This window comes from Xanthomonas sp. WHRI 8393, assembly GCF_040203315.1.
GTDB classification, from domain to species: Bacteria; Pseudomonadota; Gammaproteobacteria; order Xanthomonadales; family Xanthomonadaceae; genus Xanthomonas; species Xanthomonas arboricola.
Window position 1 is genome coordinate 774,443 of sequence record NZ_JBEGGL010000002.1, and the last position, 12,943, is coordinate 787,385.

The window sequence follows — 12,943 nt, forward strand, 5'->3', positions numbered from 1 at the left end:
GACCTGATGAAACTGTGTGACTTTGACGTTGGGCTGGATCAGCCGTTGTTCCTGATCGCCGGCCCCTGCGTGATCGAGTCGATGCAGCTGCAGCTCGACGTGGCCGGCAAGCTCAAGGAGATCACCGGCAAGCTGGGGATCAACTTCATCTTCAAGTCGAGCTTCGACAAGGCCAACCGCACCTCCGGCACCAGCTTCCGCGGTCCGGGCCTGGAAGAGGGCCTGAAGGTGCTGGCTGCGGTAAAGCAGCAGATCGGCGTGCCGGTGCTGACCGACGTGCACGAATACACCCCGATGAACGAGGTCGCCGCCGTCGTCGACGTGCTGCAGACCCCGGCCTTCCTGGTGCGCCAGACCGATTTCATCAAGAACGTCTGCGCCGCCGGCAAGCCGGTCAACATCAAGAAGGGCCAGTTCCTGGCGCCGTGGGACATGAAGCCGGTGGTGGACAAGGCCAAGTCGACCGGCAACGAGCAGATCATGGTCTGCGAACGTGGCGCCTCGTTCGGCTACAACAACCTGGTCAGCGACATGCGCTCGCTGAGCGTGATGCGCGACACCGGCTGCCCGGTGGTGTTCGATGCCACCCATTCGGTGCAGTTGCCGGGCGGGCAGGGCAGCAGTTCCGGCGGCCAGCGCGAATTCGTGCCGGTGCTGGCGCGCGCGGCGGTGGCGGTGGGCATTTCCGGCCTGTTTGCCGAAACCCATCCGGATCCGTCCAAGGCCTTGTCGGACGGCCCCAACGCCTGGCCGCTGGACCGCATGGAAGAGCTGCTCGAGACCCTGATGGAACTGGATGCCGTCACCAAGAAGCACGGGTTCGCGCGCTTCGCATGAGTTCCGATCCCTGGGCGCTGGCCGCGTCGCAGCGCCAGCGTCGGCAGTGGCGCCACTGGCCCTGGGGCTGGATCGCGCTGGTCGCATCGATCGCCGCGTGGGCGTGTATGGCCGCAATGGTGTTTCTGGTCGCTGCCAGCATCGGCATGCCGGGTGACGGCGACCATGCCATGCAGGCCACGCGGGTGCCAATGCTGGTTACGCTGCTGCTGGCCGCGGTGGCGATCACAAGTTGCCTGATCGCCGGCCCGCTGGCGTTGCGGCTGGCTCGCCAATCCGGCGCAGCGATCTTTGCGTTGGTGTTGCTGTCGGTCTTGCTGCTGCTGTCTGGGCTACCGCTGCTGGGCTTGATGGCCTAGCGGCATGTGTGCCGGCCTGTTGCGTGCGGCAGCTTCACGCGATTTGGCAATGTGCCGGTGTGCGGCGATAATCCCGCAGCTTGTTTCCGGTGTACTTCCCCCTTACTGGTAACCGATCGACCTATGACCACTATCGCCAAGATCCTCGCCCGCGAAATCCTCGACTCCCGCGGCAACCCCACGCTGGAGGCCGAAGTCACGCTGGACGACGGCTCGTTCGGCCGCGCTGCCGTGCCCTCGGGCGCCTCGACCGGCACCAAGGAAGCGGTGGAACTGCGCGATGGCGACAAGACCCGCTACCTGGGCAAGGGCGTGCTGCATGCGGTGCAGAACGTCAACGGCACCATCGCCGAGACGCTCAAGGGCTTTGACGCGGCCGACCAGCAGGGTCTGGACCGCCGCCTGATCGACCTGGACGGCACCGAGAACAAGGGCCGCCTGGGCGCGAATGCGCTGCTGGGTGTTTCTCTGGCCGCCGCGCATGCCGTGGCCGCCTCGCGCAAGCAGCCGCTGTGGCAGTACCTGTCCACCATCACCGAGTCCGACGTGGCACTGCCGGTGCCGATGATGAACATCATCAACGGCGGCGCGCATGCCGACAACAACGTCGACTTCCAGGAGTTCATGGTGCTGCCGGTCGGCTGCAGCTCGTTCTCCGAAGCGCTGCGTGCCGGCACCGAAATCTTCCACGCGCTCAAGTCGGTGCTCAAGGGCCACGGCCTGAGCACGGCAGTGGGCGACGAAGGCGGCTTTGCGCCGGACTTCCGCAGCAATGTCGAAGCGCTGGACACCATCCTCGAGGCGATCGGCAAGGCCGGCTACACCGCCGGCGAAGACGTGCTGCTGGGCCTGGACGTGGCCTCCAGCGAGTTCTACGACAACGGCAAGTACAACCTGGTTGGCGAAAACAAGCGCCTGACCAGCGAGCAGTTCGTCGACTTCCTGGCCGACTGGGTTGCGCAGTACCCGATCATCAGCATCGAAGACGGCCTGGCCGAGGACGACTGGGCCGGCTGGAAGCTGCTCACCGACCGCGTCGGCAAGAAGGTGCAACTGGTCGGCGACGATCTGTTCGTCACCAATCCGAAGATCTTCAAGCAGGGCATCGACTCGGGCACCGCCAACGCGATCCTGATCAAGGTCAACCAGATCGGCACGCTGACCGAGACGCTGGAAGCCATTGCGATGGCGCATGCGGCCAACTATGCCTCGATCGTCTCGCACCGCTCGGGCGAAACCGAAGACACCACCATCGCCGACATCGCCGTGGCCACCACCGCCACGCAGATCAAGACCGGCTCGCTGTGCCGCAGCGACCGCGTCGCCAAGTACAACCAGTTGCTGCGCATCGAGCAGGCGCTGGGCTCCGGCGCGCGTTACGCCGGCCGCGACGCGTTCGTTTCGCTCAAGCGCTAAGCCGTGCGCAACTGGCGCTGGCTACTGCTGGTGCTGGCGGTGCTGCTGGCTTGGCTGCAGTACCGCTTCTGGTTCGGGCCTGGGAATTCCGGTGAAGTGATGATGCTGGAAGCCCAGGTCGCGCATCAGACACAGGACAACGAAGGTCTGCGCCAACGCAACCAGGCGTTGGCAGCAGAGGTGAAGGATTTGAAGGACGGCGAGGCGGCAATCGAAGAGCGCGCGCGCAGCGAACTGGGCATGATCAAACCGGGCGAGACGTTCTATCGCGTGGTCGAGGATGCACCGCCGCTGCCGCCTGCAGTGGCCGCACCTTCCGCTGCGCCCGTCGAGCCTGACGCTCCGGCGGAACAGCCATGACCGGTTCGATCTGGGCGATCGTGCCGGCCGCCGGGCGCGGCACGCGCTTCGGTGGGCAGACCCCCAAGCAATATCTGTCCGCTGCCGGGCAACCGCTGATGGCCTATACGCTGGCGGCGCTTGCCGCGCATCCGGTGGTGGCCGGCATTGTGGTGGCCATCGCGCCCGACGATGCGGATTGGCCTGGCTGGACCTCGGTGCAGGGCAAGCCGGTGCTGACCTGCGTCGGCGGGGGGACACGTGCGGCATCGGTACTGGCCGGATTGCTGGCCTTGCCGGAGAGCGTGCGGGCCGATGACTTTGTGCTGGTGCACGATGCCGCGCGGCCCAATCTGGCGCTGGCCGATCTGGAGCGTCTGCTGGAAATCGGCCGCGGCGATCCGGTCGGCGCGATCCTGGCTGCACCGGTGCGCGACACGCTCAAGCGGGCCGGCGACGATGGCGGCATCGATGCCACCGAGCCACGCGAGCGGCTGTGGCGCGCACTGACCCCGCAGCTGTTCCGTCGCCATCAACTGATCCGCGGCCTCACCGAGGCGTCGGCGGCCGGGGTGGACGTGACCGACGAGGCGATGGCGATGGAGCGGCTGGGATTGCGCCCGTTGCTGGTGGAAGGTGCCGAAGACAACTTCAAGGTGACCACGCCAACGGATCTGGCGCGCTTCGAATTCGAACTGGCGCGCCGAGGTGTTGCAGTGGATGCCCAGTCGCCTGCAACCGACCCGCGCGCCGGCGCGGTCGTTGGTCACACCGATGCGCTGTCCGCTGGTGCGCACCACGACGCCGACGCTCCCTAATCACCACGGATTACCATGTCTTTCAATTTTCGAATCGGTCAGGGCTACGACGTGCACGCGTTCGGTGCGGGCGACCACGTGATGCTGGGCGGCGTGCGCGTCGCGCACAGCCATGGCGTGCTCGCGCACAGCGATGGCGACGTGGTGCTGCACGCGCTATGCGATGCGATGCTGGGCGCGCTGGCGCTGGGCGATATCGGTCAGCACTTTCCGCCGTCCGACGCGCGCTGGAAGGATGCCGACAGCGCGCAGTTCCTGCAGCATTGTGATCACTTGCTGCGCGAGCGTGGCTGGCGCGTTGGCAATGCCGATGTCACCGTGATCTGCGAGCGCCCCAAGATCGGCCCGCATGCGCTGGCGATGCGCGAACGCATCGCCAGCCTGCTGGCGATCGAACTCGATGCGGTCAGCGTCAAGGCCACCACCAGCGAAAAACTCGGCTTCACCGGCCGCAGCGAGGGCATCGCTGCGCAAGCGGCAGTCTTGCTCGGCAGGATCGCCGGCTGACCGCGGCTCACAGACGCCTGCGCACCGTCGGTGGCATGGACGGTGCCGGGCATGGCGATCATCCCGCATACCCTGCAGTGCTGAGCCTGCCGTCCACACGCATCCGATGCCGGCCAGGTGTTCCAGCCGCTCCCGATCGCGGTTACCTGCGCCGGGCTCGTCTTGGCGTCGCACCGCGACACCACCGCGCCGAGGCATTCGGCACATAGCGCACGACCTGTCGGCGCGAAGGTAAATCACAGCATGAGCGACACCTCTGTTCTGCCGCGCGCGCAGGGCGCTGCGGTCCTCGGCGCGGCAATGCGCAGCACGCCCGACGATTTTCAGGTCGATGAGCTGCCCGCCTTCGAGCCAACCGGCGAGGGCGAGCACCTGTTGCTCACCATCCGCAAGCGTGGGCAGAACACCGCCTATATCGCTAAGAAACTCGCGCAGTGGGCCGGAATCGCCGAGATGGGCGTCAGCTACGCCGGGCTAAAGGACCGCCATGCGGTGACCACGCAGCGCTTCAGCGTGCATCTGCCCAAGCGCATCGCGCCGGAGCTCGCCGCGCTCGACGACGATGAGATGCAGGTCATCGCCAGTACCTGGCACAACCGCAAGCTGCAACGCGGCGCACTGCTGGGCAATCGTTTCGTGTTGACGTTACGCCAGGTGCAGGGCGAGCACGCGGCGATCGAACAGCGCCTGCAGGCGATCGCCGCGCGTGGTATCCCGAACTGGTTTGGCGAACAGCGTTTCGGCCGCGATGGTGGCAATGTGGCCTCCGCACTGGCGATGTTCGGTTATGTGTCCAATGCCGACGGCACCTTGTCGGCGGCGCCGGCATCCCGGCGGCGGCTGCGCAACGACCAACGCTCGATGCTGCTGTCGGCGGCGCGCTCGGCGTTGTTCAACCGGGTGCTCACCGCGCGCGTGGAGCAGGGCAGCTGGGACACCGCGCTGGATGGCGAGGCGTGGATGCTGGATGGCTCGCGCAGCGTGTTCGGCCCCGAACCGTTCACCGATGTACTGGCAGAGCGTCTGGCGCGCTTCGATATCCATCCCAGCGGGCCGTTGTGGGGCGCCGGTGAGCTGCGTTCGACCGGGCAGGCCGCGGCGGTGGAGCAGGGCGCGTTGTCCGATCCGCAATCGGAGGTGCTGCGACAAGGCCTGGAGGCCGCGGGCTTGAAGCAGGAGCGCCGCGCACTGCGCTTGCGTCCGCAACAGTTGGAGTATCGCTGGCTGGATGCGGATAGCCTGCAGATCGAATTCGCACTGCCGCCGGGCTGCTACGCCACCGCGGTGCTGTGGGAACTCGGCGAGGTCAGCGACGCCGGCCGTCTCAACGCCGGCACGCGTCCCGACGCCTAGGTCTATCCAGTGGTCGTCGGCTGCCCGGCAAACACGTCACCGCCGTAGGAGCGGACCTGGCCGCGACAGGCCTGCCCATCAACGCGTCCTTTGCGCAAGCGCATGCCTGCACCAGCGACCCGTCGCCCAATCGGCGCTAACGCCGTGCCAGCAACACCAGCAATGCTCCGGTGCCACCTTGCGTGGCCGGCGCGGAATGAAACGCCAGCACTTCGTTGCGCTGACGCAGCAGGCGATCCATCAGGTTTTTCAACACCGGCGCGCCGTTGTCCGACTGCAGCCCCTTGCCGTGGATGATGCGCACGCAGCCATGGTCGTGCGCATGCGCTTCCAGCAGGAACTGCCGCAGCAGCGATTCCGCCTGCGCGGCGGTGGCGCCATGCAGGTCCAGTTCGTCCTGGATCGAGAACTGACCGCGCTTGAGCCGCTGAAACAATCGGGTGGGAAGATTCTCGCGCCGGTAGCTGGCGGTATCGCCCGCCTCCAGCGGCGCACTGTCGCGCAGCAGACGCGCGAATTCGGTGTGCGCTTCCGCATCGTCGCGCTCGGCCATGCGTGCGCGCGGCTTGGGGCGCGGCTTGGCATTGGCCGGTGGGGCGACTTCACGAATCGGCTTGACCGCGCCGATCGCTGCGCGGAACAGCGCGCCGTCGTCTTCGTCTTCAGGATGCGACATGCTCACAGCCTAACCTGCCCAACCTCAGGCGCAAGCGAAGATCAAGCGCGAAGGGCGCGGACGCATCCGGTATCATGACCCGGTTTTCCGAGGAGTCCCATGCGCGTACTGGTTAGCAACGACGACGGTGTCGACGCCCCCGGCATCCAGATTTTGGCCGAGGCGCTGCGCCATGCCGGTCATGAAGTGATGGTGGTCGCGCCCGACCGCGACCGCTCCGGCGCCAGCAACTCGCTGACGCTGGATGTGCCGATCCGCACCCGCCGCATCGACGCGCAGACCTGCGCGGTTGCCGGCACGCCGACCGACTGCGTGCATCTGGCGCTGACCGGCATGCTCGATTACGACCCGGACATCGTGGTCTCCGGCATCAACAACTCGGCCAATCTCGGCGACGACGTGATCTATTCGGGCACCGTGTCCGCCGCGATGGAAGGCCGCTTCCTCGGCCTGCCGGCGGTGGCGGTCTCGCTGGTGACGCACAATCACGAGGCGCATCACTACGAAACCGCCGCGCGCGCCGCGGTGGAGATCGTGGCACGGCTGAAGTCCGACCCGTTGCCCGCCGATACCATCCTCAACGTCAACGTGCCGGACCTGGCCTGGTCGGAGGTGCTCGGTTTCGAGGTCACCCGGCTGGGCAACCGCCATCGGTCCGAGCCCTGCGTGCCGCAGCGCGACCCGCGCGGCCGCACCGTGTACTGGATCGGCCCGGCCGGGCCGGAGCAGGACGCTGGCGCCGGCACCGACTTCCATGCCGTGCGCACCGGGCATATCTCGATCACCCCGATCCATGTCGACCTGACCCGCTATCAGGCGCTGGAGACGGTGGCCGGCTGGGTGGGCGGCCTGACCGCCGCGCTGGATACGCCGGCATGACGCCGAGGCTGCGGCTGCAACCGGAATCGGTCGGGATCGGCATGACCTCGCAACGCGTGCGCGACCGGCTGGTCGAGCGCCTGCGCGAGGCCGGTATCCAGGACGAGGCCACGCTCAACGCGGTGCGCACCGTGCCGCGCCATCTGTTCATCGACGAAGCGCTGGCCTCGCGTGCCTATGAAGACACTGCCTTGCCGATCGGCCACGGCCAGACCATCTCGCAGCCCTGGGTGGTCGCACGCATGACTGAGGCGGTGCTGCAGGTTGGCCCGACCAAAGTGCTCGAAGTGGGCACCGGCTCCGGCTACCAGGGCGCGATCCTCGCCGCGCTGGGGCTGGAGGTGTACACCGTCGAGCGCATCGGCGACCTGCTGCGGCAGGCGCGCAAGCGCTTCCGCCATCTGGGAATGAACGTGCGCAGCAAGCACGACGACGGCCGCATCGGCTGGCCCGAACATGGCCCCTACGATGCCATCGTGGTCACCGCCGCCGCCCCGGCGCTGGTCGACGCGCTGGTCGATCAGCTGGCGGTCGGCGGGCGGCTGGTCGCCCCGGTCGGTGGCGCCTCGTCGCAATCACTGGTGCAACTCACGCGCGCTGCCGACGGCGCGATCGAGCAGCAGGTTCTGGCGCCGGTCACGTTCGTCCCGCTGTTGTCGGGCATGCTGGATTGAATCCATGAGAGTTTTTCGATGAAGATCTTCGGGCCGTTGTACGACGTGGCCATTCGCTGGTCGCGCAATCGCCGCGCTCCGGCGCTGCTGACCGGCCTCAGTTTCGTGGAGGGCTTCATCTTCCCGGTACCGCCGGAGGTGATGCTGGCGCCGATGTCGCTGGCCGAACCCAGGCGCGCCCTGTGGTTCGCCACCTTGAGCCTGATCGGCTCGGTCTGCGGCGCGCTGGTCGGTTATCTGCTGGGCCATTTCGCCTTCGCCGCCTTGCAGCCGCTGATCGAATGGCTGGGCTGGAGCGCCAAGATCCAGGCGCAGATCGAGACGTTGCGCACGCTGGTCGCCGATTCGCCGTGGAAGGCCTTCTGGGCGCTGGTGCTGGTGGGCTTCACCCCGATCCCGTTGAAGATCTTTACCTGGGCCTCGGGCGTGGTCGGCGTGCCGATCCTGCCCTTCATTGCCAGCATGCTGGTGGGGCGCGGCAAGCGCGTGTATCTGGTGGCCGGCGCGATCCGGCTGGGTGGGGCGCGTGCCGAGGCCGCGTTGCATCGCTGGATCGAGCCGCTGGGCTGGGTGGCCATGGCCGTCCTGGCGGTGGGAGCAGGCTGGCTGGTGTGGAAGACAACCAACGGATGAGCAAGTTGCAGATGAATTCGGTACGTAAGACAGCAGTCCTGCTCGCAGTCGCCGTCGGGCTGGGCGCCTGCAGCAGCGCCACGGTGGTGCGCTCGCCCGGAGCCGGCGGTGGTTCGGCGTCCGCGCGTCCGTCCGCGGCGCCGCGTCCATCGGTGCCGCGCCCGGGTGCGACCGTCACCGTGCAGCGCGGCGACACGCTATACGCCATCTCGCGCCGCACCAACATCACCGCGCCGGACCTGGCGGCCTGGAATGGCCTGTCCTCGCCGAACACCATCTATCCCGGCCAGACCCTCAAGCTCTATCCGCCCGGAGCCAGCAGGCCGGGCGGCAGCAGCTCCAGTGCCGGCACGGTGGTTCCGCCGCGCCCGAGTGCCCCGATCGCAGCACCGGTCAGCAGCGGATTTCCGTGGCGCTGGCCGGCCGATGGCGTGGTGGTCGGCACCTTCGTCAGCGGCGAGACCACCAAGCAGGGCGTGGACATCGCCGGTGCCAGCGGGCAGGCGGTGCGTGCCGCGGCCGACGGTGTGGTGGTGTACTCCGGCGCCGGCCTGGTCGGCTACGGCGAGCTGATCATCATCAAGCACAACGACCAGTGGCTGTCCGCCTACGGACACAACCGCAAGCGCCTGCTCAACGAAGGCCAGAGCGTCAAGGCCGGCCAGCAGATCGCCGAGATGGGCCGCAGCGGCGCGGCCCGCGACATGCTGCACTTCGAGATCCGCTACAACGGCAAGCCGGTGGATCCGTTGCTGTATCTGCCTAAGAAGTGATTCGGGATTCGGGATTTGGGATTCGCAACGGCAACGGCGCTGGGCTGATGCTGCCGCGTGGAAGATGCGTTCTAGCGGCCTGAAGATTGCTCGGGGTGTCGCTCCTGCTGTTGGCATGAGAGCGACACCTGCTCCAGCCCGCAGTTGCAAATCCCCAATCCCGACTCCCTAATCCCGGCCTTCCAGGATCATCGCCAGTGCCACCCGGCGGCCTTCGCTGGCCAGCACGTTGTAGGTGCGTGCCGCGGCCGCATTGGTCATCGCTTCCAGGCCGATGCCGCGGGTCAGGCAGGCTGCCAACACGTCCGTCTTCGGGAACTGCTGCCGCTCGCCGGTGCCGAGCAGGATCACCGCCGGGGCGAGCGCCAGCACCGCGTCCATATGCGCGACCTGGAGCTGTTCCAGGCCGGAGACCGGCCAGCCTTCCACCAGCTCGTCGGGCATCAGGATGAAGCTGCGCTGCAGAATCTGATCGTTCACCTTGGCGTGGCGGCCATCGGCCGCGCGCAGCGCATAGGTGTAGTCGGGGTGTTCCTGGCTTAAGGGCATGTCGAACTCGTTGGGTCAGCCGCGCGGCAGCACGATCTGACGCTTTTCCTTGCTGGGGCGGTACAGGATGGCGACATGGCCGATCCGCTGCACCAGCGCGCTGCCGGTCTGCTCGGTCAGTTCGGCAATCATGGCGTCACGGGCCTCGCGATCCTCCGATGTCACCTTCACCTTGATCAGTTCGTGGCGCTCGAGCACTTCCTCGAGTTCGGCCAGAAATGCTGGCGTGACCCCTTTGCCGCCGGTTTGCAGCAGTGCCTTGAGATCGTGGGCCTGGCCGCGCAGGAAACGGTTCTGGGCGGAGGTGAGAACAATGGACATGCAGGATCAAAGGGCAGCAAAGGGTGTTCAGGGTATCATGGCGACCCGTTCAGACCCCTTTGCCGATGCCTTCCCGTAGTAAAAGCAGCCAGCGCTGGCTCAAGGAACACTTCGCCGATCCGTTCGTCAAGAAGGCGCAGGCCGAAGGCATGCGCTCGCGTGCGGCCTACAAGCTGGAAGAACTGCTCCAGCGCGACCGCCTGCTCAAGCCGGGCATGGTGGTGGTCGACCTGGGCGCGGCGCCAGGCGGTTGGTCGCAACAGGTGCGCAAGTCCATGGGCGACAGCGGCCGGGTGGTGGCGCTGGATATCCTGGAGATGCCGCCGCTGGCTGGCGTGGAGTTCCTTCACGGCGACTTCAGGGAGCAAACCGTCCTATCGGAATTCGAGGCGATGCTGGGCGATGTGCCGGTGGACCTTGTGCTGTCCGATATGGCCCCCAATAAGAGTGGCATGGATGCGGTCGACCAACCGCGGATGATGCACCTGGCGGAACTGGCGATGGAATTTGCCGATACCCACCTCAAACCGGGCGGGGCGTTCCTGATCAAGCTGTTCCAGGGTGTCGGGTCCGACGATTACATTCGTGAGCTTCGCCGCCGCTATGACAAGGTGACGATTCGCAAGCCGGCGGCCTCGCGCAAGCGCTCCCCGGAAGTTTATGCGCTCGGTCAGGGCAAGCGTGCCCAGATCAAGTAAGCTGCCAATGACCACCGTGTTTCAAGAATTTGAAGAGTAGAGGGCACCGGAGCCAATGAGGATGAACGACTTGACCAAGAATCTGCTGCTGTGGGTGGTCGTCGCGGTTGTGCTGATGGTCGTCTTCCAGAGCTTCTCGCCGCGGATGGCGGGCGGTGTCGGCCCCGACTCGATCACCTACACCCAGTTCCTGAAGGAAGTGGACTCGGGCCGCGTGAAGTCGGTGGACTACACCGACGAGACCAACCTGGCGGTCAACGCGATCCGCTTCAAGCGCACCGACGGCAGTGAAGCCACCGTCTACGGTCCGCGCGACGACAAGCTGGTCGACGTGCTGTATAGCAAGAACATCGAAATGACCCGCCAGAAGCCCTCCACCGGGCCCGGCTTCTGGTCGTTGGTGCTCAATTTCCTGCCGGTCATCCTGATCATCGGCTTCTGGCTGTTCATCATGCGCCAGATGCAGGGCGGTGGCGGTGGCGCCAAGGGCGCAATGAGCTTCGGCAAGTCGCGCGCCAAGCTGCAGGGCGAGGACCAGGTCAAGATCACCTTCGCCGACGTCGCCGGCTGCGACGAGGCCAAGGAAGAAGTCGGCGAGCTGGTCGACTTCCTGCGCGACCCGACCAAGTTCACCAAGCTGGGCGGCAAGATCCCGCGCGGCGTGTTGATGGTCGGCCCGCCCGGTACCGGTAAGACGCTGCTCGCCAAGGCGATCGCCGGCGAGGCCAAGGTGCCGTTCTTCAGCATCTCGGGCTCGGACTTCGTGGAAATGTTTGTCGGCGTGGGTGCCAGCCGCGTGCGCGACATGTTCGAGCAGGCCAAGAAGCATGCGCCGTGCATCATCTTCATCGACGAAATCGATGCGGTGGGCCGTCATCGCGGCGCCGGTCTCGGCGGCGGGCATGACGAGCGCGAGCAGACCCTGAACCAGTTGCTGGTTGAGATGGACGGTTTCGAAGGCGGCGAAGGCGTGATTGTCATCGCGGCGACCAACCGTCCCGACGTGCTGGATCCGGCGCTGCTGCGTCCAGGCCGTTTCGACCGCCAGGTCGTGGTCGGCCTGCCGGACGTCAAGGGGCGCGAGCAGATCCTGCGTGTGCACATGCGCAAGCTGCCGCTGGCCGACGACGTGGTGCCGATGGTCATCGCACGCGGTACGCCGGGCTTCTCCGGTGCCGACCTGGCCAACCTGTGCAACGAGGCGGCGTTGTTTGCCGCACGCGGCAGCGAGAAGGAAGTCCGCATGGACCACTTCGATCGTGCCCGCGACAAGATCCTGATGGGTGCCGAGCGCCGCTCGATGGCCATGAGCGAGGACGAGAAGACGCTCACCGCTTACCACGAGGCAGGCCATGCCATCGTCGGCCGTCTGGTGCCCGAGCATGACCCGGTCTACAAGGTCACCATCATTCCGCGTGGTCGTGCGCTGGGCGTGACCATGTACCTGCCCGAGGGCGACCGCTACTCGATGAATCGCGTGGCGATCGAGTCGCAGCTGTGCTCGCTGTACGGCGGCCGCGTTGCCGAAGAACTGATCTTTGGTGGCGACAAGGTCACCACCGGCGCGTCCAACGACATCGAGCGTGCGACCAAGATGGCACGCAACATGGTGACCAAGTGGGGCCTGTCCGACGAGCTCGGCCCGGTGGCCTACGGTGAGGAGGAGGATGAGGTGTTCCTGGGGCGCTCGGTCACCCAGCACAAGAACGTGTCCGACGAAACCGCGCGCAAGATCGACGAAGTGGTGCGCTCGATTCTGGACAAGGCTTACAGCAAGACCAAGGCCATCCTCACCGAGAACCTGGACAAGCTGCACGCGATGTCGCAGCTGCTGCTGCAGTACGAGACCATCGACGTGCCGCAGATCGACGCCATCATGGAAGGCCGCGAGCCGCCGCCGCCGGCGGGTTGGGGCAAGTCCGACAAGGACGGTGGCAACAACAACGACAAGGGTAGCCCGCGTCCGTTGCCGCCGATCGCCGGGCCGGCCGAGCAGCTGTAACCCGAGCAGCTGTAACCAGAGCATCGGTCAGCTGCAGCAGCATCCATCAAGGCCGGGAAGCGATTCCCGGCCTTGATGCGTTGTAGCGACGCCTCGCCCCGGCGGCGCT

At 66.5% G+C, this 12,943-nt stretch carries 16 protein-coding genes; 13 read left to right on the forward strand and 3 right to left on the reverse strand.

What is annotated here, in order from left to right:
• The first annotated feature begins 6 nt into the window (after window positions 1-6).
• The 7 genes from kdsA to truD all read left to right on the forward strand — a co-directional run bounded on the left by kdsA (window position 7) and on the right by truD (window position 5,629).
• The gene (gene kdsA, locus ABQ137_RS09435) at window positions 7-837 is read left to right on the forward strand and encodes a 3-deoxy-8-phosphooctulonate synthase (protein WP_006453321.1); all 831 of its coding nucleotides are present in this window, start codon (window positions 7-9) and stop codon (window positions 835-837) included.
• A gap of 116 nt (window positions 838-953) precedes the next feature.
• Window positions 954-1,196, forward strand: coding sequence for a hypothetical protein (locus ABQ137_RS09440; RefSeq protein ID WP_024939566.1), 243 nt, complete (start codon window positions 954-956; stop codon window positions 1,194-1,196).
• A gap of 123 nt (window positions 1,197-1,319) precedes the next feature.
• Complete coding sequence (gene eno / locus ABQ137_RS09445) at window positions 1,320-2,612, forward strand: phosphopyruvate hydratase (RefSeq protein WP_016904017.1); 1,293 nt, start codon at window positions 1,320-1,322, stop codon at window positions 2,610-2,612.
• A gap of 3 nt (window positions 2,613-2,615) precedes the next feature.
• Complete coding sequence (gene ftsB, locus ABQ137_RS09450) at window positions 2,616-2,972, forward strand: cell division protein FtsB (RefSeq protein WP_016904016.1); 357 nt, start codon at window positions 2,616-2,618, stop codon at window positions 2,970-2,972.
• A complete protein-coding gene (gene ispD / locus ABQ137_RS09455; RefSeq protein WP_065032328.1) occupies window positions 2,969-3,769 on the forward strand; it encodes a 2-C-methyl-D-erythritol 4-phosphate cytidylyltransferase in 801 nt (266 codons plus the stop codon). The genes ftsB and ispD overlap by 4 nt, the downstream gene beginning before the upstream one ends.
• A gap of 15 nt (window positions 3,770-3,784) precedes the next feature.
• The gene (gene ispF, locus ABQ137_RS09460) at window positions 3,785-4,276 is read left to right on the forward strand and encodes a 2-C-methyl-D-erythritol 2,4-cyclodiphosphate synthase (protein WP_046342357.1); all 492 of its coding nucleotides are present in this window, start codon (window positions 3,785-3,787) and stop codon (window positions 4,274-4,276) included.
• A 243-nt stretch (window positions 4,277-4,519) separates the two neighbouring features.
• Complete coding sequence (gene truD / locus ABQ137_RS09465) at window positions 4,520-5,629, forward strand: tRNA pseudouridine(13) synthase TruD (protein ID WP_349782160.1); 1,110 nt, start codon at window positions 4,520-4,522, stop codon at window positions 5,627-5,629.
• A 136-nt stretch (window positions 5,630-5,765) separates the two neighbouring features.
• Here the strand turns inward: truD and ABQ137_RS09470 are convergent, their stop codons facing one another.
• On the reverse strand, window positions 5,766-6,305 hold the full coding sequence (locus ABQ137_RS09470; RefSeq protein WP_349782162.1) for a Smr/MutS family protein: 540 nt from the start codon (window positions 6,303-6,305) through the stop codon (window positions 5,766-5,768).
• 99 nt (window positions 6,306-6,404) lie between these two features.
• Here ABQ137_RS09470 and surE point away from each other — a divergent pair, with 99 nt between their 5' ends.
• From surE to ABQ137_RS09490, 4 genes are read left to right on the forward strand one after another with little or no spacing between them, the layout of a single operon-like run.
• A complete protein-coding gene (gene surE, locus ABQ137_RS09475) occupies window positions 6,405-7,184 on the forward strand; it encodes a 5'/3'-nucleotidase SurE (protein ID WP_024939572.1) in 780 nt (259 codons plus the stop codon).
• Window positions 7,181-7,858, forward strand: a complete 678-nt coding sequence (locus tag ABQ137_RS09480) for a protein-L-isoaspartate(D-aspartate) O-methyltransferase (protein WP_016904010.1) — start codon at window positions 7,181-7,183, stop codon at window positions 7,856-7,858. Before surE ends, ABQ137_RS09480 begins: the two co-directional genes overlap by 4 nt.
• Before the next feature lie 18 nt (window positions 7,859-7,876).
• A complete protein-coding gene (locus tag ABQ137_RS09485; protein WP_016904009.1) occupies window positions 7,877-8,491 on the forward strand; it encodes a YqaA family protein in 615 nt (204 codons plus the stop codon).
• Window positions 8,488-9,264, forward strand: a complete 777-nt coding sequence (locus ABQ137_RS09490; RefSeq protein WP_054592808.1) for a peptidoglycan DD-metalloendopeptidase family protein — start codon at window positions 8,488-8,490, stop codon at window positions 9,262-9,264. The genes ABQ137_RS09485 and ABQ137_RS09490 overlap by 4 nt, the downstream gene beginning before the upstream one ends.
• Before the next feature lie 168 nt (window positions 9,265-9,432).
• Here ABQ137_RS09490 and ABQ137_RS09495 read toward each other — a convergent pair whose 3' ends face one another.
• Together ABQ137_RS09495 and yhbY are read right to left on the reverse strand one after the other, a co-directional pair.
• Window positions 9,433-9,813 carry an Mth938-like domain-containing protein gene (locus ABQ137_RS09495; RefSeq protein ID WP_016904007.1) on the reverse strand — a complete coding sequence of 127 codons (381 nt, stop codon included), beginning with the start codon at window positions 9,811-9,813 and terminating at the stop codon, window positions 9,433-9,435.
• Window positions 9,814-9,828: 15 nt separating this feature from the next.
• A complete protein-coding gene (gene yhbY / locus ABQ137_RS09500; RefSeq protein ID WP_024939574.1) occupies window positions 9,829-10,134 on the reverse strand; it encodes a ribosome assembly RNA-binding protein YhbY in 306 nt (101 codons plus the stop codon).
• Window positions 10,135-10,199: 65 nt separating this feature from the next.
• Between yhbY and rlmE the strand changes: the two genes are divergently transcribed.
• Both rlmE and ftsH read left to right on the forward strand, forming a co-directional pair.
• The gene (rlmE, locus tag ABQ137_RS09505; RefSeq protein ID WP_016904005.1) at window positions 10,200-10,832 is read left to right on the forward strand and encodes a 23S rRNA (uridine(2552)-2'-O)-methyltransferase RlmE; all 633 of its coding nucleotides are present in this window, start codon (window positions 10,200-10,202) and stop codon (window positions 10,830-10,832) included.
• A gap of 61 nt (window positions 10,833-10,893) precedes the next feature.
• Window positions 10,894-12,834, forward strand: a complete 1,941-nt coding sequence (ftsH, locus tag ABQ137_RS09510; protein ID WP_024939575.1) for an ATP-dependent zinc metalloprotease FtsH — start codon at window positions 10,894-10,896, stop codon at window positions 12,832-12,834.
• Window positions 12,835-12,943: the final 109 nt, after the last annotated feature.

Bases quoted from the DNA above. Each gene is read 5' to 3' on its own strand.
- ABQ137_RS09470 (WP_349782162.1), bottom strand. From the start codon at position 6,305: ATGTCGCATCCTGAAGACGAAGACGACGGCGCGCTGTTCCGCGCAGCG.
- ABQ137_RS09490 (WP_054592808.1), top strand. From the start codon at position 8,488: ATGAGCAAGTTGCAGATGAATTCGGTACGTAAGACAGCAGTCCTGCTC.
- ftsH (WP_024939575.1), top strand. From the start codon at position 10,894: ATGAACGACTTGACCAAGAATCTGCTGCTGTGGGTGGTCGTCGCGGTT.
- eno (WP_016904017.1), top strand. From the start codon at position 1,320: ATGACCACTATCGCCAAGATCCTCGCCCGCGAAATCCTCGACTCCCGC.
- ispF (WP_046342357.1), top strand. From the start codon at position 3,785: ATGTCTTTCAATTTTCGAATCGGTCAGGGCTACGACGTGCACGCGTTC.
- ABQ137_RS09480 (WP_016904010.1), top strand. From the start codon at position 7,181: ATGACGCCGAGGCTGCGGCTGCAACCGGAATCGGTCGGGATCGGCATG.
- rlmE (WP_016904005.1), top strand. From the start codon at position 10,200: ATGCCTTCCCGTAGTAAAAGCAGCCAGCGCTGGCTCAAGGAACACTTC.
- ABQ137_RS09495 (WP_016904007.1), bottom strand. From the start codon at position 9,813: ATGCCCTTAAGCCAGGAACACCCCGACTACACCTATGCGCTGCGCGCG.
- ABQ137_RS09485 (WP_016904009.1), top strand. From the start codon at position 7,877: ATGAAGATCTTCGGGCCGTTGTACGACGTGGCCATTCGCTGGTCGCGC.
- kdsA (WP_006453321.1), top strand. From the start codon at position 7: ATGAAACTGTGTGACTTTGACGTTGGGCTGGATCAGCCGTTGTTCCTG.
- yhbY (WP_024939574.1), bottom strand. From the start codon at position 10,134: ATGTCCATTGTTCTCACCTCCGCCCAGAACCGTTTCCTGCGCGGCCAG.
- ABQ137_RS09440 (WP_024939566.1), top strand. From the start codon at position 954: ATGGTGTTTCTGGTCGCTGCCAGCATCGGCATGCCGGGTGACGGCGAC.
- surE (WP_024939572.1), top strand. From the start codon at position 6,405: ATGCGCGTACTGGTTAGCAACGACGACGGTGTCGACGCCCCCGGCATC.
- ispD (WP_065032328.1), top strand. From the start codon at position 2,969: ATGACCGGTTCGATCTGGGCGATCGTGCCGGCCGCCGGGCGCGGCACG.
- truD (WP_349782160.1), top strand. From the start codon at position 4,520: ATGAGCGACACCTCTGTTCTGCCGCGCGCGCAGGGCGCTGCGGTCCTC.